This window comes from Streptomyces sp. NPDC058741, from assembly GCF_042746715.1.
In the GTDB taxonomy this organism is placed as follows: Bacteria; Actinomycetota; Actinomycetes; order Streptomycetales; family Streptomycetaceae; genus Streptomyces.
The window spans coordinates 1-18,817 of record NZ_JBHYQH010000031.1; the positions used below are offsets into that span (position 1 = coordinate 1).

15 protein-coding genes and 2 pseudogenes are annotated in these 18,817 nt (G+C 71.5%); 4 read left to right on the top strand and 13 right to left on the bottom strand.

What is annotated here, in order from left to right; genetic code table 11:
• Positions 1 to 108: 108 nt before the first annotated feature.
• Entirely contained in the window at positions 109 to 648 is a 540-nt protein-coding gene (locus ACFW6P_RS22735; RefSeq protein WP_386424507.1) for a TetR/AcrR family transcriptional regulator, read from the bottom strand.
• A 24-nt stretch (positions 649 to 672) separates the two neighbouring features.
• Here ACFW6P_RS22735 and ACFW6P_RS22740 point away from each other — a divergent pair.
• Positions 673 to 1,612 (top strand): annotated as a pseudogene (locus ACFW6P_RS22740) (ergot alkaloid biosynthesis protein).
• A gap of 17 nt (positions 1,613 to 1,629) precedes the next feature.
• Here ACFW6P_RS22740 and ACFW6P_RS22745 read toward each other — a convergent pair.
• The 5 genes from ACFW6P_RS22745 to ACFW6P_RS22765 form a co-directional block, all read right to left on the bottom strand.
• The gene (locus ACFW6P_RS22745) at positions 1,630 to 2,469 is read right to left on the bottom strand and encodes a carbohydrate ABC transporter permease (RefSeq protein WP_386424509.1); all 840 of its coding nucleotides are present in this window, start codon (positions 2,467 to 2,469) and stop codon (positions 1,630 to 1,632) included.
• A complete protein-coding gene (locus tag ACFW6P_RS22750; RefSeq protein WP_386424511.1) occupies positions 2,466 to 3,827 on the bottom strand; it encodes an ABC transporter permease subunit in 1,362 nt (453 codons plus the stop codon). The genes ACFW6P_RS22745 and ACFW6P_RS22750 overlap by 4 nt, the downstream gene beginning before the upstream one ends.
• A gap of 6 nt (positions 3,828 to 3,833) precedes the next feature.
• Positions 3,834 to 5,159, bottom strand: a complete 1,326-nt coding sequence (locus ACFW6P_RS22755) for an ABC transporter substrate-binding protein (RefSeq protein WP_386424513.1) — start codon at positions 5,157 to 5,159, stop codon at positions 3,834 to 3,836.
• 37 nt (positions 5,160 to 5,196) lie between these two features.
• A complete protein-coding gene (locus ACFW6P_RS22760; protein ID WP_386424515.1) occupies positions 5,197 to 6,855 on the bottom strand; it encodes a glycoside hydrolase family 13 protein in 1,659 nt (552 codons plus the stop codon).
• A 165-nt stretch (positions 6,856 to 7,020) separates the two neighbouring features.
• Positions 7,021 to 8,292 carry an ABC transporter substrate-binding protein gene (locus tag ACFW6P_RS22765; protein WP_386357427.1) on the bottom strand — a complete coding sequence of 424 codons (1,272 nt, stop codon included), beginning with the start codon at positions 8,290 to 8,292 and terminating at the stop codon, positions 7,021 to 7,023.
• Between the two features lie 122 nt (positions 8,293 to 8,414).
• On the opposite strand from ACFW6P_RS22765, the gene ACFW6P_RS22770 reads away from it, so the two are divergent.
• The 3 genes from ACFW6P_RS22770 (at position 8,415) to ACFW6P_RS22780 (ending at position 12,082) form a co-directional block, all read left to right on the top strand.
• Positions 8,415 to 8,930: a PadR family transcriptional regulator gene (locus ACFW6P_RS22770; protein ID WP_386357430.1), complete on the top strand. Its 516-nt coding sequence runs from the start codon at positions 8,415 to 8,417 to the stop codon at positions 8,928 to 8,930.
• The gene (locus ACFW6P_RS22775) at positions 8,927 to 9,685 is read left to right on the top strand and encodes an ABC transporter ATP-binding protein (protein ID WP_386357433.1); all 759 of its coding nucleotides are present in this window, start codon (positions 8,927 to 8,929) and stop codon (positions 9,683 to 9,685) included. The genes ACFW6P_RS22770 and ACFW6P_RS22775 overlap by 4 nt, the downstream gene beginning before the upstream one ends.
• Positions 9,686 to 9,799: 114 nt before the next feature.
• Positions 9,800 to 12,082, top strand: coding sequence for an FtsX-like permease family protein (locus tag ACFW6P_RS22780; RefSeq protein WP_386357436.1), 2,283 nt, complete (start codon positions 9,800 to 9,802; stop codon positions 12,080 to 12,082).
• A 337-nt stretch (positions 12,083 to 12,419) separates the two neighbouring features.
• Here the strand turns inward: ACFW6P_RS22780 and pgi are convergent, their stop codons facing one another.
• The 7 genes and pseudogenes from pgi to gap all read right to left on the bottom strand — a co-directional run bounded on the left by pgi (position 12,420) and on the right by gap (position 18,650).
• Entirely contained in the window at positions 12,420 to 14,072 is a 1,653-nt protein-coding gene (gene pgi, locus ACFW6P_RS22785) for a glucose-6-phosphate isomerase (RefSeq protein ID WP_386357439.1), read from the bottom strand.
• Between the two features lie 211 nt (positions 14,073 to 14,283).
• Positions 14,284 to 14,508: pseudogene (locus ACFW6P_RS22790) on the bottom strand (MFS transporter); the annotation flags it as partial.
• A gap of 124 nt (positions 14,509 to 14,632) precedes the next feature.
• Entirely contained in the window at positions 14,633 to 14,968 is a 336-nt protein-coding gene (locus tag ACFW6P_RS22795; RefSeq protein WP_003957010.1) for an RNA polymerase-binding protein RbpA, read from the bottom strand.
• Positions 14,969 to 15,175: 207 nt separating this feature from the next.
• Positions 15,176 to 15,412, bottom strand: a complete 237-nt coding sequence (secG, locus tag ACFW6P_RS22800) for a preprotein translocase subunit SecG (RefSeq protein ID WP_386357442.1) — start codon at positions 15,410 to 15,412, stop codon at positions 15,176 to 15,178.
• 95 nt (positions 15,413 to 15,507) lie between these two features.
• Entirely contained in the window at positions 15,508 to 16,284 is a 777-nt protein-coding gene (tpiA, locus tag ACFW6P_RS22805) for a triose-phosphate isomerase (RefSeq protein ID WP_386357444.1), read from the bottom strand.
• A 6-nt stretch (positions 16,285 to 16,290) separates the two neighbouring features.
• Entirely contained in the window at positions 16,291 to 17,502 is a 1,212-nt protein-coding gene (locus ACFW6P_RS22810) for a phosphoglycerate kinase (protein ID WP_386357446.1), read from the bottom strand.
• Positions 17,503 to 17,642: 140 nt separating this feature from the next.
• Entirely contained in the window at positions 17,643 to 18,650 is a 1,008-nt protein-coding gene (gap, locus tag ACFW6P_RS22815) for a type I glyceraldehyde-3-phosphate dehydrogenase (RefSeq protein WP_386357449.1), read from the bottom strand.
• Positions 18,651 to 18,817: the final 167 nt, after the last annotated feature.

Genomic DNA, 18,817 nt, shown 5'->3' on the forward strand with positions numbered 1-18,817 from the left:
GTGCTTGGGTTTTCCCGCGGGCGCCCCCCCCACCCCCCGCCCCCCTCCCCCCGCACGGGGGGGCACCCCCTGGGATCAGGAGGTCCGGCCGCTTCGGTCGTTCCTCGTTCAGCCGCCGCGCAGCACCCGCGCGGCGAAGGCGGCCAGGTCCGCCCTGAGCCGCTCCCGCGGCACGTGCTCCCGGTCGGTGAGGTGGTCGAGAAGGTCCGCGCGGACCGCGGCGAGCAGCGCGTGGGCGGCGAAGCCCGCGTCGGTGGAGCCGGGCAGCCGTTCCAGGGCGTCCCGAAGCGTGCCGTGCCACCAGTCGTAGTGCGCGGCGCGGTACGGACTGTCGCTCACCGGGCCCTCCAGCGCCACGGACAGGTGCCGCTGGTCGAGTGTGAGGCACAGCAGGGCGTCGAGCAGGGCCGGGACGCGTTCGGCGGGGGGCGTCGCGGGCCCGAGCGGACCGGGGCCCTCGGCGACGACGTGGCGGATCGGCTCCAGCCGGGACGCGTACAGCGCGCGGATCAGGCCGGTGCGGTCGCCGAACCCGCGGAAGAGGGTGCCCTTGCCGACGCCGGCCGCCGCGGCGATGTCGGCCATGGTGACGTCCTCGGGGCTCGCGCACGTGGCGAAGAGCCGGTCGGCCGCCGCCAGGGACGGCACGGCCGACTTCACGGGGAGCGACCGGTGAACGCCGCCGTTCTCGTCGTCGGTGCCACCGGGCCGGCGGGCGCGTGGCCCGCCTGCGCGCCGGGCGGGGCCTGCGGGTGCGGGCGGCGAGCCGGCGGGCGTCCCCCGTCGCGCGTTCCGGGGCGGTCCGCTTCGACTGGTACGACCCGGAGACGTTCGAGGAGGCGCTGCGGGGCGTGGACCGGGTCCATCTGGTCCCGCCGGTCGGGGACCCCGTTCCCGCCACCGTCATGCTGCCGTTCCTGGAACGGGCCCGTGCGTCCGGGGCAGCTCACGAGCCGCTGCGCACTGGCCGCGGACAGTGCTTCCAGGCAGGCCCGGAGCGTATGCGGACGCACCGGATCATGCTTCGACAACGCCGCCGCGTGAGCCGGGCCGTACTGCTCGGCTCCTGGGCGATCGCCTCCGACGGCCCGGCCGTCGGGCAGGTGCAGCAGGCCCTGCCCGGCCTGTTCGACGCGTGGGCGGTCCTGCGGCCCTCGTGGTTCATGCAGACCTTCACCGGTGATCACGCGCACGCCCGGAGCATCCGCGAGCACGGAACCATCCTGACCGCGACCGGCGCGGGGCGGGTGGCCTTCGTGGACGCGACGACATCGCCGCCGTCGCCGTGCACGCGCTGACCGCCGACGGCGACGCGGGAGGCGATCTGGTCCTCACCGGCCCGGAGGCCCTGAGTTACGACGAGGCGGCCGCGATCATCAGCGAGGTGACGGGCCGCCCCGTCACCCACCGGCGGATGGCCCACGAGCAGTTGCGCGACCGGCTGGCAGGGATCCTGCCGCCGGAGTTCGCCGCGGTCCCCGCCGGCCTGGACCGGAGCGTCGCCGAGGGGGCCGAGGACCGGGTCACGGACACGGTCGAACGTCTCACGGGCCGCCCACCGCGCAGTCTGCGCGCCCACCTGGAGCACGCGATGACGGCGGTGGGCGGCTAGCGGGCCGCGGTGGCGGGCTACTTCACCGAACCCGCCATCACCCCCTGCACGAAGTGCTTCTGGAACGCGAAGAACACGACCACCGGCACGATCAGGGAGACGAACGCCCCGGGCGCCAGGACGTCGATGTTGCTGCCGAACTGGCGGATCTGGGACTGCAGTTCCACGGTCAGCGGTTGTGAGGAACTGTCGGCGAAGAGCAGCGCCACCAGCATGTCGTTCCACACCCACAGGAACTGGAAGATGGCCAGGGAGGCGATCGCGGGCCGGCCGACGGGCAGGACGAGCCGGATGAAGATGCGCCACTCGCTGCCGCCGTCCATCCGGGCCGCCTCCAGCATCTCCTTCGGCATCTCGGCGAAGTAGTTCCGCAGCAGGAACACCGCGAAGGGCAGACCGTAGGCGACGTGGAAGAGGACGACGCCGGGGATCGTGCCGAACAGCCCCAGCTGGCCGAAGAGTTTGGCCACCGGCAGCAGGCCGATCTGCACGGGCACCACCAGCAGCGCCACCACGACGAGGAAGATCGTGTCCCGCCCGGGGAAGTCCAGCCACGCGAAGGCGTATCCGGCGAGCGCCGCGACGACCACGACCAGCACCGTCGTCGGCACCGATATCAGCACCGTGTTCCAGAAGGCCTGGGTGATGCCCGCGTTCCGCAGCAGCGCCGAGTAGTTGTCGAAGGACAGCTGCCCGGGGGTGGCGAACACCGTCCACCAGCCGCCCTTCGCCGTGTCCTCGGCGGACCGCAGGGACGACAGGAACAGTCCGGCAAGCGGTGTCATCCACACCAGGCCGACCAGCACGAGGAAGGCCTGGACGACGCCGTTGCCCAGGGATCGCCGTACCGCGTTCATCGCTGACTCCTTGTGAAGCGGCGGACGTTGAAGACCATGGCCGGGACGACCAGCAGCAGGAGCAGCACGCCCAGCGCGCTGCCGAGGCCCTGGTTGTTGCCGCCGCCGAACGACACCAGCCACATCTGCGTCGCGAGCACGGTCGCGTCCTCCTGCACGGGCCCGGGCGCGATGATGTAGACGAGGTCGAAGACCTTCATCACGTTGATCACGAGGGTGACGAAGACGACCGTGAGCACCGGGGCGAGCAGCGGGACGGTGATGCGGCGGAAGATCTGCCACTCGTTGGCGCCGTCCATCCGCGCCGCCTCCAGCGCGTCCCGCGGCAGCGTCGACAGGCCCGCGCCGATCAGCACCATCGCGAAGCCGGTCCAGATCCACAGGTACGCCCCGATGATCGCGGGGGTGACCAGGGCCGGACCGAGCCAGGAGACGCCCTCGTAGGGCGGGGCGAAGTTGGACGCCGGCAGATTCACCGCGTAGGAGCCCACCTGGAGTCCCTCGAAGCGGAAGGAGCCGTCGGGGGCGGTGGTCGTGGTGGCGATCGTCTCGCCGTCGCGGACGGCCTCCACCTTCATGCCGGGCAGTCCGCTCTCCCGGGCGTCGACCTTCCCCTGCTCCCCTCCCCCGCCGGGCGTGAAGTCCAGGTAGACGACACCGCGCAGTTCGTCGGCGCCGGCCTGCCGCCCCGCCGCCGCCGAGGCCGGCCGGGCGTCGCCGGGCAGGTCGGCGGGCTGCACGCCGACCAGGCCCAGCGTCACCGCGTCCCCGGGAGACACGGGGGTGGTCGTACGGTACGAGCCGTCCTTCTCCTTCGTCAGGCCCTGACCGTCACGCGCCCGGGCCGTCGGGTAGGAGGACGCGCTCTGGAAGGCGTCGTGGACGGAGACCACGGCCGCGTTGAGCACGCCCTTGTCGGGGTCCTCGTCGTAGGCGAGCCGGAAGATGATGCCGGCGGCGAGGAAGGAGACCGCCATCGGCATGAACAGGAGCAGTTTGAAGGCGGTGGCCCAGCGGACCTTCTCCACCAGGACGGCCAGGATCAGTCCGAGTCCGGTGAGCAGCGCCGGGGCCACGACGACCCAGATCGCCGTGTTGCGGACGGCCTTGAGGGTCGCCGGGTCGCGGAACATCTCCGTGTAGTTGTCGCCGCCGACGAAGGTCGTCCCGGAGGCGTCGAAGAAGCTGCGGCCGACGCTGAACAGCACGGGGTAGACGACGAGCGCGCCGAGCAGCAGCAGCGCGGGGAACACGAACAGCAGGGCGATGATCCTGCCGCGCCGCAGCCGCCGGGTGCGGTCGGTGACCGGGCCGGGCGGCGTCGGAGGGCTCGTCTCTTTCACGAGAGTCGCTGTCATGGCGTATCAGTCCTGGTACGCCTTGGCCGCCGCGGCCTCCAGCTTCGCCGCGGTGCCCTTCGGGTCGGACGGGTCGCGCAGGAAGTCCTGCAGGAGCTTCCACTCGCCGGCGCCCTTCGTGCCGCCGAACGCGGCCGGCGCCTGGTCGGACATGTCGAAGCGGACCGAGTCCCCGGCCTCGACGAGGGACTCGGCGGTGGCGCGGGTGACGTCGTCGCCGTACTCGGAGAGGTCGAGCTTCTTGTTCGGGGAGAGGAAGCCGCCGGCCTGGGCCCACACCGCGGAGGCCTCGGGGGTGGCCAGGAACTCCAGGAGGGCCTGCGCGGCCTTCTGGTTCTTGCCGTCCTTGAGGACGACGGCCGCGTCGCCGCCGCTGACGACCGGGGCCTCGCCGCCGCCGACCGCGGGGAACGGGAAGAAGTTCGCGTCCTCGCCGACCTTCTTGCCGAACTGGTCCTTGGCGACGCCGGCGACGAAGTCGCCCTCGTAGACCATGCCGGCCTCGGGCTCCGGTCCGAAGACCTTCTCCACCGAGCCGGGGAAGTCGGTGTTCAGGGCGCCCTTCTGGCCGCCCTCGATCAGCTGCTTGTCCTTGAAGAGCTTGCCGAGCGTGGTGAGGGCGTCGACGACGGAGGCGTCGGTCCACTTCAGCTCGTGCGCGGCGAGGGCGTCGTACTTCTCCGGTCCGGCCTGGGAGAGGTAGATGTTCTCGAACCAGTCGGTGAGGGTCCAGCCGTCCTGCCCGGCGACGGAGAACGCGGCGAGACCGGAGTCGGACACGGTCCTGCCGGCCTTCAGCATCTCGTCGTAGGTCTTCGGGGGCTTCACGCCGGCCTGGGCGAGGGCGTCGGGGCTGTACCAGACGGTCGACTTGTGCGCGGCCTTGAAGTACAGGCCGTACAGCGTGCCGTCGACGCTGCCGTACTCCTTCCAGACGGGGGCGTAGCCGGCGTCGACGGACTGCTCGGTCTTCTTCGACAGCGGCTTGAGCCAGCCCTGCTGCGCGAACTGCTTGAGCACGCCGACCTGCGGCACCATCACCACGTCGGGGGCGTTGCCGCCCTCGATCTTGCTGCCGACGACGGTGGAGACGTTGTCGCCGGTGGACACGAACTGCGTCTTGGCGCCGGTCTTCGCGGTGAAGGCGTCCAGGACCTTCTGGAAGTTCTTCTGCTCGGTGCCGGACCAGACGCCGGCCACGGTGATCGTCTGGCCGTCGAGTGCCTTGTCGCCGCCGCCTGCCGCGACGGGGCCGCCGCCGCAGGCGGTCGCGCCGAGTGCCAGGACGAGGGCGGTGCAGCCGGTGAGGAGGGTGGTGCGTCGTCGCATCATCGTTGATGTCCCTTCGGGAAGTTGACCAGCGGAGCGGTCAGGTACGGATCCACCAGGCGGCCGTCGAGCCGGAGAGCACTCGGGGCGGGCAGGGGCCGCTGGCGAGCAGGGGGGCGCCGGGGACCGGCGCGGGGGTGGGGGCGGTACCGAAGTTGACCGCGCACACCAGGTCGTCGCCGCGCTCGAAGGCCAGGACGCCGGGCGGGGCGTCCAGCCAGCGCAGCGTGCCCTCGCCGAGCTGCGGCAGGGCGGCGCGCAGCTGGAGGCCGTCGCGGTACAGGTGCCAGAAGGAGCGGGTGTCGGCGAGGGCGCGGTCGGTGGCGTACTCGGCGAAGTACTCCGGCTGCGGCAGCCAGGGCTTGGCGCTGTCCGGGGCGGAGGTGAAGCCGAACGGCGACGCCTGGCCCGACCAGGGCAGCGGCACGCGGCAGCCGTCGCGGATGCGGGCCCTGCTGCCGGTGCGGCGGAAGATCGGGTCGGTGAGCACGTCGTCGGGCAGGTCCACGACCTCCGGCAGGCCGAGCTCCTCGCCCTGGTAGACGTAGGCGGCGCCGGGCAGCGCCAGCATCAGCAGGGCGGCGGCCCGGGCCCGGGCGGCGCCGAGGCCGCTGCCCTCGGTGGCGGGCTCGCCGTAGCGGGTGACGGTGCGGACCTGGTCGTGGTTGTTGAGGACCCAGGTGACCGTGGAGCCGGTGCCGGCGATGTCCTGCATGGCCTCGGAGATGACCTTGCGGAAGGCGTCGGCGTCCCAGGAGGCGCTGAGCAGGTCGAAGAAGAACGCCTGGTGCAGCTCGTCGGGGCGGACGTACCGGGCGTGCTCGCGGGCGGTCGGGACGGAGACCTCGCCGACGAGGAGGCGCTCGCGGCCGTCACGCCCGGTGTACTCCTCGCACAGGGAGCGCCAGCGGCGCCACACGTCGTGCACCTCGGGCTGGTTCCAGGCGAGCGGGTTGACCGAGTCGCGGGTGCGGGCGTCGGCCTCCGGGTCGTCGGAGTCGGGCAGCTCCGGGTGCTTGAAGAGGCCGGCGGCGACGTCGATGCGGAAGCCGTCGATGCCCCGGTCCAGCCAGAAGCGCAGGACGCGGTCGAACTCGGCGCCGATCCCGGGGTTGCGCCAGTTCCAGTCGGGCTGCTCGGGGGCGAACATGTGCAGGTACCACTGACCGGGGCGGCCGTCGGGCTCGGTGATCCGGGTCCAGGCGGGGCCGCCGAACATGGAGTGCCAGTTGTTGGGCGGCTCGGATCCGTCCGGGCCGCGGCCGTCGGCGAAGTGGAAGCGGTCCCGGGCCGGGCTGCCGGGCGCCGCGGCGAGCGCCTCGCGGAACCAGGGGTGCTCGCTGGAGCAGTGGTTGGGGACGATGTCGAGCAGTACCTTGACGCCGAGCCGCCGCGCGGCGCCCACCAGCAGGTCGAATTCGGCGAGGTCGCCGAAGAGCGGGTCGACGTCGCAGTAGTCGGCCACGTCGTAGCCGTGGTCGTGCTGCGGCGAGGGATAGAAGGGGCTCAGCCAGATCCCGTCGACGCCGAGCTTCTTGAGGTACGGCAGTCCGGCCCGGACCCCGGCGAGGTCGCCGATGCCGTCGCCTGTGCTGTCGAGGAAGCTGCGGACGTACACCTGATAGATCACTGCGTCACGCCACCAGTGGTGCCTGTTCAACCCATCGACCTGTCTCTGAGGAGGACAGCGGTTATGCATGCATGTTAGGTAGCAGTGTCGAGAGGGTGTCAACGAAATGGCGCAAGCTACCGACGGGTTGGGGAGAGTAAACCTGCACTTACCGGACGCTGCGAGGCAAGATGAGACCCCCGCGTTACCTAACAAGCAAGCAGGAAGGGTCGTCGGTGGGCCGGCGTGACCGCGCTATCGGCGCGAGACGGCCGCGAGTTCGCGCGCCAGCCGGCGCACCGCCGCCTCGGGCGTCTGGTGCCCTGCCATGGCGTCGTGCACGACCGCCTGCACGACGAGGCTGACCTGGCCGTATCGGGGGCTCTTGGGACGCGGCGCGGCCGCGCGCACGCTCTGGCGCAGCGTCGGCAGGTAGGGGAACCGGCGGATCAGCTCGGGGTCCCGGTAGAGATCGGCCCGGACCGGCGGCAGCGCGCCGCGTGTGAGGACCTGGCGCTGGACGGGTTCACCGGTGAGGTACGCGATCAGCCGGGCGGCCGAGTCGGGGTGCCGGGCGTGCGTGCTGACGGCCAGGTTGGAGCCACCGAGGACGCTCGTGCCCGGCCCGTCGGGTCCGGGCAGCGGTACGGCGCCGACCTTGCCCGCGACCTTCGAGCCGGTCGCGGAGGAACCGACGTAGGCGTAGGGCCAGTTCCGCAGGAAGAGCAGCCGGCCGTCCTGGAAGGCCTGCTTGGACTCCTCCTCCTTGTAGGCCAGGGCCTCCCTCGGGATCCAGCCCTCGCGCACGCCGCGCGCCAGGAACCCGATGCCCTCGCGGGCCGCCGCCGAGTCGACGGTGACGCGTTCGCCCTCGTCGCCGAGGATCGAGCCGCCGGCCGAGTAGACGGCCTCTGCCGCGTTGACCGTGAGCCCTTCGTACGGCAGGAACTGCCCGGCGTACCCGTCGAGGCCGTACTTCGGGGCGAGGGTCTTCGCGTACCGCTCCAGCTCCGCCCAGGTGCGCGGCGGGTCGACGCCCTCTTCAGCGAGGACGTCCTTGCGGTAGAGGAGCAGGCCGGCGTTGGTGACGTACGGGACGGCGTAGAGCTGCCCGTCGTAGGTCGCCGTGTCCACGACCGGCGCGAGGAACGTGTCCAGCGGGAAGCGGTCGCGGGGCAGCGGCCGGATCCAGCCCGCCGCGGCGAACTCCGAGGTCCAGTTGACGTCGATGTTCAGCACGTCGAACCGGCTGCGTTCGCGGTCGCGCAGGTCCGTGGTCATCTGCGCCCGGGTCTCGTCGGCGGAGTCGGGCAGCTCGACGAGGGTCACCTTCTCGCCGGGGTGGGTGCGGTTCCAGCCCTGGAGGAGGGGGCCGAGGTAGCCGGTGAGGTCTCCGGCGGTGGCCAGGGTCAGGGGGCCGCGACCGCCCCGAGTGGGCTCGCCCGCCTGGGCTCCTGCGGCGACGTAGCCGGTCAGGACCACGACCAGAACGAGGAGGCCCCTACCCGCGGCATGGATCCACCGCATAGGTTCCTCCCTGAACACCGGCGACGGGCACCCTTACCCGGAATCAGAGGCCATGTATACCCGTTAGGTATGGGCGATACTAGGGCCTGGAGCACATTGGACCGGACAGGAGGACTGCACGCGTGCGCCTGCCCCTCCTGGCACTCCTCGCCCGCGGACCCGCCCACGGCTACGAGCTCAAGCAGGACCTTGAGCAACTGCTGGGCTCCGCGTACCCTCAGCCGAACGTCGGCCAGATCTATGTGACCCTCGGCCGCCTCGAGAAGTCGGGGCTGATCGAGGGTGAGGACGTCGCGCAGTCCAGCCGGCCCAACAAGAAGGTCTACCACCTCACCGACGCCGGGCGGGAGGCGCTGCGCGCCTGGTTCGAGGAGCCCGAGGACGAGCCGCGGGTGCGGGACGAGTTCTTCATGAAACTGGCGCTCGCCCCGCAGACCGGTCTCGCCAGCCAGATCTCCCTGATCAACCAGCAGCGGCGCCAGTACCTGAACACCATGCGGCAGCTGTCCAGGCTGGCCGCCGCCGAAGACCGCGACAACCGCATCGCCCACCTGCTGATCGAGGGCGCGATGCTGCATCTGCAGGCCGACCTCGACTGGCTGGAACGGTGCCAGGAAGAGCTGGAGGAGCTGGAGTGAGCGACGACCGTCCCGCTCCTGTGCTGCGTGCCGAGGGGCTGGTGAAGACCCACCACGGCGAGGGCGCGCCCGCCCACGCCGTGCGCGGGGTCGACCTGTGCGTCCGGCAGGGCGAGTTCGTGGCGATCACCGGCCCGTCCGGCGCCGGCAAGTCGACGCTGCTGCATCTGCTCGGCGGGCTCCAGCGGCCGGACGCGGGCAGGATATGGCTCGACGGCGAGTCCACCGACAGCTACAGCGAGGCCCGCTGGGCGGTGGAGCGCCGGAAGCGGATCGGGATCGTCTTCCAGTTCTTCAACCTGGTGTCGAACCTGTCCGTCGCGGACAACGTGGAGCTGCCCGCCCTACTCGCCGGGGCCTCGCCGAAGCAGGCGCGCACCGAGCGGGAGGCGCTGCTGGCCGAGCTGGGCCTGACGGGCAAGGAGCGTGGTATGCCGGGCGAGCTGTCCGGCGGCGAGCAGCAGCGCGTGGCCCTCGCCCGGGCCCTGGTCAACCATCCGCCGCTGCTGCTCGCCGACGAACCGGCCGGCAGCCTCGACAGCAAGGGCACCCGCGAGGTGATGCGGCTGCTGTCCCGCTTCCACCAGCGCGGGCAGACGATCCTGCTGGTCACGCACGACGCACGGCTGGCGAGCGCTGCGGACCGGGTGATCAGCTTCTTCGACGGCCGCATCGCCGACGACGCGGAACTGGACGGCGGCACGACCCCGCCCCGCCGGTCCGGCATATCGGGCGTGCTGGAGCTCAGGGACTGACATGCGCGGGTACGACGAGCGGATCGCGCGGGAATCGAGCCGGGAGCCCGGTCCGAACGCCGTCGAGGGTTCCCCGGGCCGGCGTGCCCGGCGCGGGCCGAGGGGCTGAGGCGCGTGCGAGCCACCCTGCGCTGGGCGCACTCCGATCTGCGCACACACCGCGGCGAGGCCCTGTTCCTCGTCCTCGCCACCGCGGGCATCGTCGCCTCCCTGCTGCTGGCCACGGCCCTGTTCGGCTACGCCACCAACCCCTGGCAGCGCGTCTTCACGCAGTCGCACGGCGCGCACGTGTGGCTGCACACCGACGCCTCGGCGGACACCGGCAAGCTGGCCGAGCTGGACGGTGTGGAGGCCGTCGCCGGCCCCTACCCGACCGCCGCCACCACCGTCTCCTCACGCGGCAGCCGTGCCTCCGTCGAACTGCGCGGCACCCCGCGACGCCCCTCCGTCGGGCGTCCGCCGATCGTCGCGGGCGGCTGGCTCGACCCCGCGACGCCGAACGGTGTCGTCCTGGAGAGCCGGCTGGCCCGTGCGCTCCTCGTCCAGCCCGGCGACACCCTGACCGTGCCCGGCACCGCCCGTGAGCTGACCGTCGTCGGCCTCGCCGACAGCGCCGAGCCGCGCTACCGGCCCGGGGAGCAGCCCGGCCTGGTGTGGGCCCTGCCGCCGGCCGTACCCGATCCCGGAGGTCAGGTGATCGGGCTGCGGCTGACGGACCCGAGCGACACCTCCTACGTCGTCCAGCGCGCCGTGACCGTGCTGGGGGCCGGTGCGATCGGCGAGGTCTCCACCTGGCAGCAGGCCCGTGCCGAGGCCCAGGGCGACAACCGGCTCCTCGGCCAGGTGCTGGGCCTGTTCGGGCTGGGCGCGCTGGTGGCCGCGGGGCTCGCCGTGCACGGGGCGATCGGCACCCGTATCCGCGGGCACCTGCGCGATCTGTCCGTGCTGAAGGCGATCGGCTTCACGCCCGGCCAGGTCGTGCGGATCTTCCTGCTCCAGCACCTCGCCTACGCCCTGCTGGGCGCCGTCGCCACCGCCGCGCTCGCCGAGGGTCTGGGCAGCCGGATACCGGGGCGGCTCGGGGACGCGGTCGGGGTGTGGCAGGGCCTGCCCGGGCACACCCTGGCGCTGATCGTCATCCCCGTGGGCGCCGTGCTGTTCATCGGCGCGACCACGGGGCTCGCCGCCTGGCGGGCCGGACGCGTGCCGCCGGTCCCGGTGCCGAGGCCGGCCGCACCCCCGGGCCGTCGGCTGTCCGGTGTGGCGCGCCGGGCCCTGGGCGTGCGGATCCCTCCCGCGCTGGTGCTGGGCTGGCACACGGCGTTCACCCGCCGCCCCCGCTCCCTGGCCACCGTCGCCCGGCTGACGCTGCCGCTGCTGCTGATCGTCGTCGCGATGAGCGCCTGGACCACCCTCGACCGCTTCCACAGCGAGCCCGAGCAGATCGGACTGCCCACCACGCTCAGCGTCCGCGCCGACGCGGGCCTGAGCGAGCGGCAGACCCGCTCCCTGCTGGAACGCGACCCGGAGGTCGCCGCCGCCTACCCCGGCGTCGAGACGGCCGCCCTGGTCCCCGGCCAGACCGCCACCATCGCCCTGCGCGGTCTCGGAACCGACCAGGACCCCTACCCGTACACCCTGGCCGAGGGCCGTCCCGCCCGCGGCGCCGACGAGGCGGTGGCCGGCCAGGGGCTGCTCGACCTGCTGGACGTGCGCGTCGGCGACTGGGTCCGGATGACCGTCGGCGACCAGCCGCAGATCCTGCACATCGTGGGCCGCAGCATCGAGCCGGAGAACGCCGGCCGGGTCATCTCCACGTCCCTCGACACCCTGCGCGCGAACGACCCCGGGCTCCGGCCGACCCTCCACGAGCTCCGCCTGGTCCCGGGCGCCGACCCGGGCGAGGTCGCCGAGCGGCTCGCCACGGCCGGGCGGGGCCACCTGGACGTGCACCCCGTGGCGAACCCCGCCGACGGGCTCTCCCCGCTGCGCGCGGTCGTCGCCGGGCTGGTGGCCGTCCTCGCCCTCATCGGGCTGATCGAGCTGCTGACCGCGATCGGCGGCACCGTCCGCGAGAGCGAGCGCGACCTGCTCGCTCTGAAGGCCATCGGCCTGTCGCCCCGGCAGATCACCGCGATCACGGTCACGGCCACCGGCCTCACGGCCCTGGCGGCCGTCCTCGCCGCCACCGCCCTCGGTCTGCCGCTGGCCCACTGGCTGATCGACGCCCAGGGCAGGAGCAGCGGCATCGGCGCGGGGCTCGCCCAGAGCCCGCCGGCCCCGCTCGTGCTGCTGCTGGGCGCGGCGGCGGTGCTCTGCGCGGCCGCGCTGGCCGCCGTCCCCGCGGCCCGGGCGGCCAGACGGCGCCTGGCGGACACGCTCAGCGCGGTGGCATGAGGACCTCCCGGCTCAGCGCGCCGGCCTGAGGTCGAGCCGTACGGATTCCCCCTCGATCAAGGTATAGCCCCGGGGGAGGCGACCGCACCGGCGACGAACCGGAGCCTCTTGAGCCGCTCCGCCGACGGACCGAGCGGCTGCGGTAACCCCGCGGGGTGGAACACCGCCCGGGCCGTGTCCCGGGGCTTCGGGACGGACCGCGGTGTGAGTCCCGCCGGTCCAACTCCCGCGGCTGCAAGCCACGTTGCGCTCCGCCGAGCGCTCGCTGTCATGATCGCCCGGGAGTCCACGGGACGCGGACGGCATCGCACCGTCCGCGCCCGCGGCCCGGCTCGGGTCACTGGCGGCCGCGCAGCTCCCGGTACGTCGAGACCAGCGCCTTCGTGGAGGCGTCCAGGCCCTCCACCTCCGCGCCCTCGGTCAGCGCCGGTTCGACGCGCTTGGCGAGGACCTTGCCCAGCTCCACGCCCCACTGGTCGAAGGAGTCGATGTTCCACAGCGCCCCCTGCACGAACACCTTGTGCTCGTAGAGGGCGACCAGCTGGCCGAGGACCGACGGGGTCAGTTCGGTGGCCAGGATCGTGGTCGTCGGGTGGTTCCCCTGGAACGTCTTGTGGGGCACCAGTTCCTCCGGCACGCCCTCGGCCCGCACCTCCTCGGGCGTCCTGCCGAAGGCGAGGGCCTGCGTCTGGGCGAAGAAGTTCGCCATCAGCAGGTCGTGCTGCGCCTTCAGGCCGTCGCTCAGTTCGCCGACCGGGCGGGCGAAGCCGATGAAGTCCGCCGGGATGAGCTGGGTGCCCTGGTGGATCAGCTGGTAGTAGGCGTGCTGCCCGTTGGTGCCCGGCGTGCCCCACACCACCGGCCCGGTCTGCCACTCCACCGGGCGGCCGTCGCGGTCCACCGACTTGCCGTTGGACTCCATGTCGAGCTGCTGGAGGTAGGCGGTGAACTTGGACAGGTAGTGGCTGTACGGCAGCACCGCGTGCGACTGGGCGTCGAGGAAGTTGCCGTACCAGACGCCCAGCAGGCCGAGCAGCAGCGGCACGTTGGCCTCGGCGGGGGCGGTGCGGAAGTGCTCGTCGACGATGCGGAACCCGTCGAGCATCTCCCGGAACCGGTCCGGGCCGATGGCGATCATCAGCGACAGGCCGATCGCGGAGTCGTAGGAGTACCGCCCGCCGACCCAGTCCCAGAACTCGAACATGTTCGCCGTGTCGATGCCGAACTCGGCGACCTTCTCCGCGTTCGTCGACAGGGCGACGAAATGCCGGGCGACGGCGGCCTCGTCACCGAGGGCGGCCAGCAGCCAGGAGCGGGCGGACGTGGCGTTGGTGACCGTCTCGATGGTCGTGAAGGTCTTGGAGGCGATGACGAACAGCGTCTCCGCCGGGTCCAGGTCCCTGATCGCCTCGTGCAGGTCGGCACCGTCCACGTTGGACACGAAACGCACCGTCAGCGACCGGTCGGTGAAGGCGCGCAGCACTTCGTAGGCCATCGCGGGACCGAGGTCGGAGCCGCCGATGCCGACGTTGACGACATTGCGGATCCGCTTGCCGGTGTGCCCCGTCCACGCACCGGACCGTACCCGGTCCGCGAAGTCGGCCATCCGGTCGAGCACGGCGTGCACCGCCGGCACGACGTTCTCGCCGTCGACCTCGATCACGGCGTCCCGGGGCGCCCGCAGCGCGGTGTGCAGCACGGCCCGGTTCTCGGTGGTGTTGATCCTCTCGCCGCGGAACATGGCGTCCCGCAGCCCGAACACATCCGTGGCGGCGGCCAGTTCGCGCAACAGCCGCAGTGTGTCTTCGGTGACGAGGTGCTTGGAGTAGTCGACGTACAGGTCCCCCACCCGGAGGGTGTACGCGGTGCCGCGGCCGGGGTCGGCGGCGAACAGCTCACGCAGCTGGACCTCGTCCAGCTGCTCGCGGTGCTTGGCCAGTGCCGCCCACTCGGACGTCTGGTTGAGCCTGGTACGGCCGTCTGCGTTCATCTCGGACTTCAGCCTTCTTTCCTGTCCTGCCTGCGTACCTTGCCCCGCTGCCGGTCCCAACCTAATTGATCAGCGCCACGCCGGCTGTCGTGGCCCCGTCGTCCGGCTCGACCACGGATACCTGCGCCGCGCGCACGGGTATCAGCGCGAGGACGGCGAAGGCGAAGAAGACGGCGGTGAGCAGGGGCGGGGTGCTGGGCCCCCAGGCGGTGGCGACGGCCCCGCCGAGCAGGCCGAAGACGATCCAGGGCAGATGGGCGCAGGCCGTGACGGAGGCGATGAGCAGCGGCTCGTGGGTCAGTGTGACGGCGAGCAGGGGCAGGGAGGCCGTGCGCAGCGCGTCACCGAAGCTGGACAGCACGGCCGCGCTCCACAACCGCCCGAAGTCCCCGCACCACGCGGGCACGCGCCTGCTCCCCGTCTCGACCGCCGACACCGCTCCCCCTCATGGTTCGTCCGACGCACAAACCGTAGAGGGCACCACTGACAGTCGGTCCGCGGCGCGTGCCGGAGAGGTGGCTCCGGCCGGGCACCTGTGGGTGTCCGGCCGGTCTCAAGTCCTAGATCTCGCCGCGCAGTTTGGCGAGCGCCTCGGCGAGGATCGCCTCGCCGTCGGCGTCGCTGCGCCGCTCGCGCACGTACGCGAGGTGCGTCTTGTAGGGCTCGGTGCGTGGCGGGTCCGGGGGGTTGTCCCGGTCCTGGCCTGCCGGAAAGCCGCAGCGGGGACAGTCCCAGGTATCGGGCACCTGCGCGTCGCTGGCGAAGCTCGGCTGGGTCTCGTGTCCGTTGGAGCACCAGAAGGAGATGCGCAGCCGGGGCGCGGACTCACCGCGCTCGGCCTCGCCCATCGGCCCCGCCCCGACCCGGCTTCCCCGGATCGCGTTGCCACTTGCCACGGTCGTAACTCCCTGCGTGATGGTGCCGCGAAGCGAGTCGGCGTTCCGCTTCGCTGCGAGCGCCTCAGTCTACGTAAGGCCCAACGCGCGTCCAGTGATTGGAGTTACAACCCTCACACGTAGACGCAAGCCCCATGATAGGCCGCGCTCAGCTGCGCGTACCGAACATGGGGCCTTACGTACCGATCCGTGCGGATTGCAGCTCGGTCAGTTGTTCACCTTCATCATGATGCCGAGTACGACGATGCAGGCGAACCACAGCAGACCGATCACGACGGTGATCCGGTCGAGGTTGCGCTCGGCGACCGAGGAGCCGCCGACGGAGGACTGCATGCCACCGCCGAACATGTCGGAGAGGCCGCCGCCCTTCCCCTTGTGCATCAGCACCAGCAGCATCAGCAGCAGGCTGAAGACGATCAGGGCGATCGAGAACCCCAAAACCACGGCTGGACCAACTTCCTCGGATTCGGATGGACGACGCGGGGCCCGGCACACTGCCGGACCCCGCAAGGGTACGACGAATCGCCGTTAGCGCATACTCACTGGTCGCGGAAGCGCACGATCTTGACGAACTCGTCGGCGTCCAGCGAGGCGCCGCCGACCAGGGCGCCGTCGATGTCGGCCTGGGCCATGATCTCGGCGACGTTGCCCGACTTCACGGAGCCGCCGTACTGGATGCGGACCTTGTCGGCCAGCTCCTGCGAGTACAGCTCGGCGATCTTGCCGCGGATGGCGGCGCAGACCTCCTGGGCGTCCTCGGCGCCGCAGACCTTGCCGGTGCCGATGGCCCAGACGGGCTCGTAGGCGATCACGACGGTCTCGGCCTGCTCGGCCGGGAGGTCCTTCAGACCGCCCTCGACCTGGGAGAGGGTGTGGGAGACGTGGTTGCCCGCCTCACGGACCTCCAGCTCCTCGCCGACGCACAGGATCGGGGTCAGGCCGTGCTTGTAGGCGGCCTTGACCTTGGCGTTGACGATCTCGTCGGTCTCGGCGTGGTACTGGCGGCGCTCGGAGTGGCCGATCGCCACGTACGTGCACTTCAGCTTGGCCAGCATCGGGCCGGAGATCTCGCCGGTGTAGGCGCCGCCGTCGTGCGCCGAGACGTCCTGGGCGCCGTACTTGATCTTGAGCTTGTCGCCGTCGACCAGGGTCTGCACGGAGCGCAGGTCGGTGAAGGGCGGCAGGACGGCGACCTCGACGGCCTCGTAGTCCTTGTCAGCGAGGGCGAAGGCGAGCTTCTGGACGTGGGCGATGGCCTCGAGGTGGTTGAGGTTCATCTTCCAGTTGCCCGCCATCAGCGGCGTGCGCGTGCTCATAAAGGGTCAGTCCTCCAGTGCGGCGAGGCCGGGGAGCGTCTTGCCCTCGAGGTATTCGAGGGAGGCGCCGCCACCGGTCGAGATGTGACCGAATGCGTTCTCGTCGAAGCCCAGGATGCGGACGGCCGCGGCGGAGTCGCCACCGCCGACCACCGTGAAGGCCCGGGAGTCGAGGAGAGCCTGGGCGACCGCCTTGGTGCCCTCGGCGAATTCGGGGTGCTCGAAGACTCCCATGGGGCCGTTCCAGAAGACGGTGGCGGCGTCGGCGATCTTCGAGGCGTACAGCTTGCGGGACTGCGGACCGATGTCCAGGCCCATCCGGCCGGCGGGCATGGCGTCCGCGGCGACGGTGGTGGCCTGGGCCGGGGCCTTGGTCTTGAGGTCCGGGAACTCCGGCGCGACCACGACGTCCGCGGGCAGCACCAGCTCGACGCCGTTCTTCTCGGCGCGCGCGATGTACTCCTGGACGGCCTGGAGCTGATCCTCCTGGACCAGGGACGAGCCGATCTCGTACCCCTTGGCCTTGAGGAAGGTGAAGACCATGCCGCCGCCGATGAGCAGGCGGTCGGCCCTGCCGAGCAGCTGGTCGATGACGGCGAGCTTGTCGGACACCTTGGCGCCGCCCAGGACGACGGCGTAGGGCCGCTCGACGTCGTCGGTGAGCTTCTTGAGGACACCGACCTCGGTGGCGATGAGGTGGCCGGCGTAGTGCGGCAGGCGGGCCGGGAGGTCGAAGACCGAGGCGTGCTTGCGGTGGACCGCGCCGAAGCCGTCGCCGACGTAGACGTCGGCGAGGGCGGCGAGCCGGTCGGCGAAGGCGGCGCGCTCGGCGTCGTCCTTGCTCGTCTCGCCGGCGTTGAAGCGAAGGTTCTCCACGACGGCGACCTGGCCGTCGGCGAGGCCGGCGACGACGGCCTGTGCGGAGTCGCCGACCGTGTCGGTCGCGAAGGCCACCTCGGCGCCCAGGAGTTCCCCGAGACGGGCGGCGGCGGGGGCGAGGGAGAAGGCGGGGTCCGGGGTGCCCTTGGGGCGGCCCAGATGGGAGGCGACGACCACCCGGGCGCCCGCCTCGGCGAGGGCCTCGACGGTGGGCAGCACGGCACGGATGCGGCCGTCGTCGGTGATGGTCGTGCCGTCCAGCGGCACGTTCAGGTCGGCGCGGACGAAGACCCGCCGGCCCGCGACTCCTCCGGCGAGGAGTTCGTCGATCGTCTTCATGGGGACTCCTGAAAGAGCTCGTGATCGCTCGGAAGCGCTCGTGATCGAACAGCTCCGATCGGTACGTGAGTCAGGGCTCGGACAGCGCGTTCTCGCGCTGCCCGAGCCCTGCTCTCACATGGTCGTGCCTGCTCGGTCGATCAGAGCTGGCTGCCGACGAAGACCGTGAGGTCGACGAGGCGGTTGGAGTAGCCCCACTCGTTGTCGTACCAGCCGATGACCTTCACGTTCTTGCCCTCCTGGACCATGGTCAGGGAGGAGTCGAAGGTGCAGGACGCCGGGGCGTTGACGATGTCCGAGGAGACGATCGGGTCCTCGGTGTACTCGAGGATGCCCTTGAGCTCGCCCTCGGCGGCCTTCTGGAAGGCGGCGTTGACCTCTTCCTTGGTGACCTCGCGGGACAGCTCGATGACCAGGTCGGTGACCGAGCCGGTCGGGACCGGGACGCGCATGGCCATGCCGTCCAGCTTGCCCTTGAGCTGCGGCAGGACCAGGGCGGTGGCCTTGGCCGCACCCGTGGTGGTCGGGATGATGTTCTCGGCGGCGGCACGCGCGCGGCGCAGGTCCTTGTGCGGGAAGTCCAGGATGCGCTGGTCGTTGGTGTACGCGTGCACCGTCGTCATCAGGCCCTTGACGATGCCGAAGTTCTCGTCGAGGACCTTGGCCATCGGCGCCACGCAGTTGGTGGTGCAGGAGGCGTTGGAGATGACGTGGTGGTTCGCCGGGTCGTACGTGTCCTGGTTGACGCCCATGACGATGGTGACGTCCTCGTCCTTGGCCGGAGCCGAGATGAGGACCTTCTTCGCGCCGCCCGCGATGTGCTTCTCGGCGTCGGCCTTCTTGGTGAAGATGCCGGTCGACTCGATGACGACGTCGACGCCCAGCTCGCCCCAGGGGATGTCGGCGGGGTTGCGCTCGGCGAGCACCTTGATGGTCTTGCCGTCCACGGTGATCGTGTCGGCGGTGTGCGTGACCTCCTGCTTGAGACGGCCCAGGATGGTGTCGTACTTCAGCAGATGAGCGGTGGTCGCGGTGTCACCCAGGTCGTTGACAGCCACGATCTCGATGTCTGCACCCTGCTCCAGGAGCGCGCGGAAGTAGTTACGCCCGATGCGGCCGAAGCCGTTGATGCCTACGCGGATCGTCACGAACCGATCTCCTCGTTGGTACGCCGGCCATGCGGTGCCGGCGAGCTCTGTTTGGGATGTCCCCGACCGCCTCCGACCCTACCTCCCTGAAGGCCCGGGAGTGACATCCAGATGCCCCCGTACACGGCAGGGCGGCCCGTACCGGCCAGTAGGGGTACGGGCCGCCC

Coding starts and splice junctions, on each gene's coding strand:
- pgi (WP_386357439.1), bottom strand. CDS start 14,072: ATGAACGCAGACGGCCGTACCAGGCTCAACCAGACGTCCGAGTGGGCG.
- ACFW6P_RS22750 (WP_386424511.1), bottom strand. CDS start 3,827: ATGACAGCGACTCTCGTGAAAGAGACGAGCCCTCCGACGCCGCCCGGC.
- ACFW6P_RS22760 (WP_386424515.1), bottom strand. CDS start 6,855: ATGCATAACCGCTGTCCTCCTCAGAGACAGGTCGATGGGTTGAACAGG.
- ACFW6P_RS22765 (WP_386357427.1), bottom strand. CDS start 8,292: ATGCGGTGGATCCATGCCGCGGGTAGGGGCCTCCTCGTTCTGGTCGTG.
- ACFW6P_RS22745 (WP_386424509.1), bottom strand. CDS start 2,469: ATGAACGCGGTACGGCGATCCCTGGGCAACGGCGTCGTCCAGGCCTTC.
- tpiA (WP_386357444.1), bottom strand. CDS start 16,284: ATGAGCACGCGCACGCCGCTGATGGCGGGCAACTGGAAGATGAACCTC.
- ACFW6P_RS22755 (WP_386424513.1), bottom strand. CDS start 5,159: ATGATGCGACGACGCACCACCCTCCTCACCGGCTGCACCGCCCTCGTC.
- ACFW6P_RS22810 (WP_386357446.1), bottom strand. CDS start 17,502: ATGAAGACGATCGACGAACTCCTCGCCGGAGGAGTCGCGGGCCGGCGG.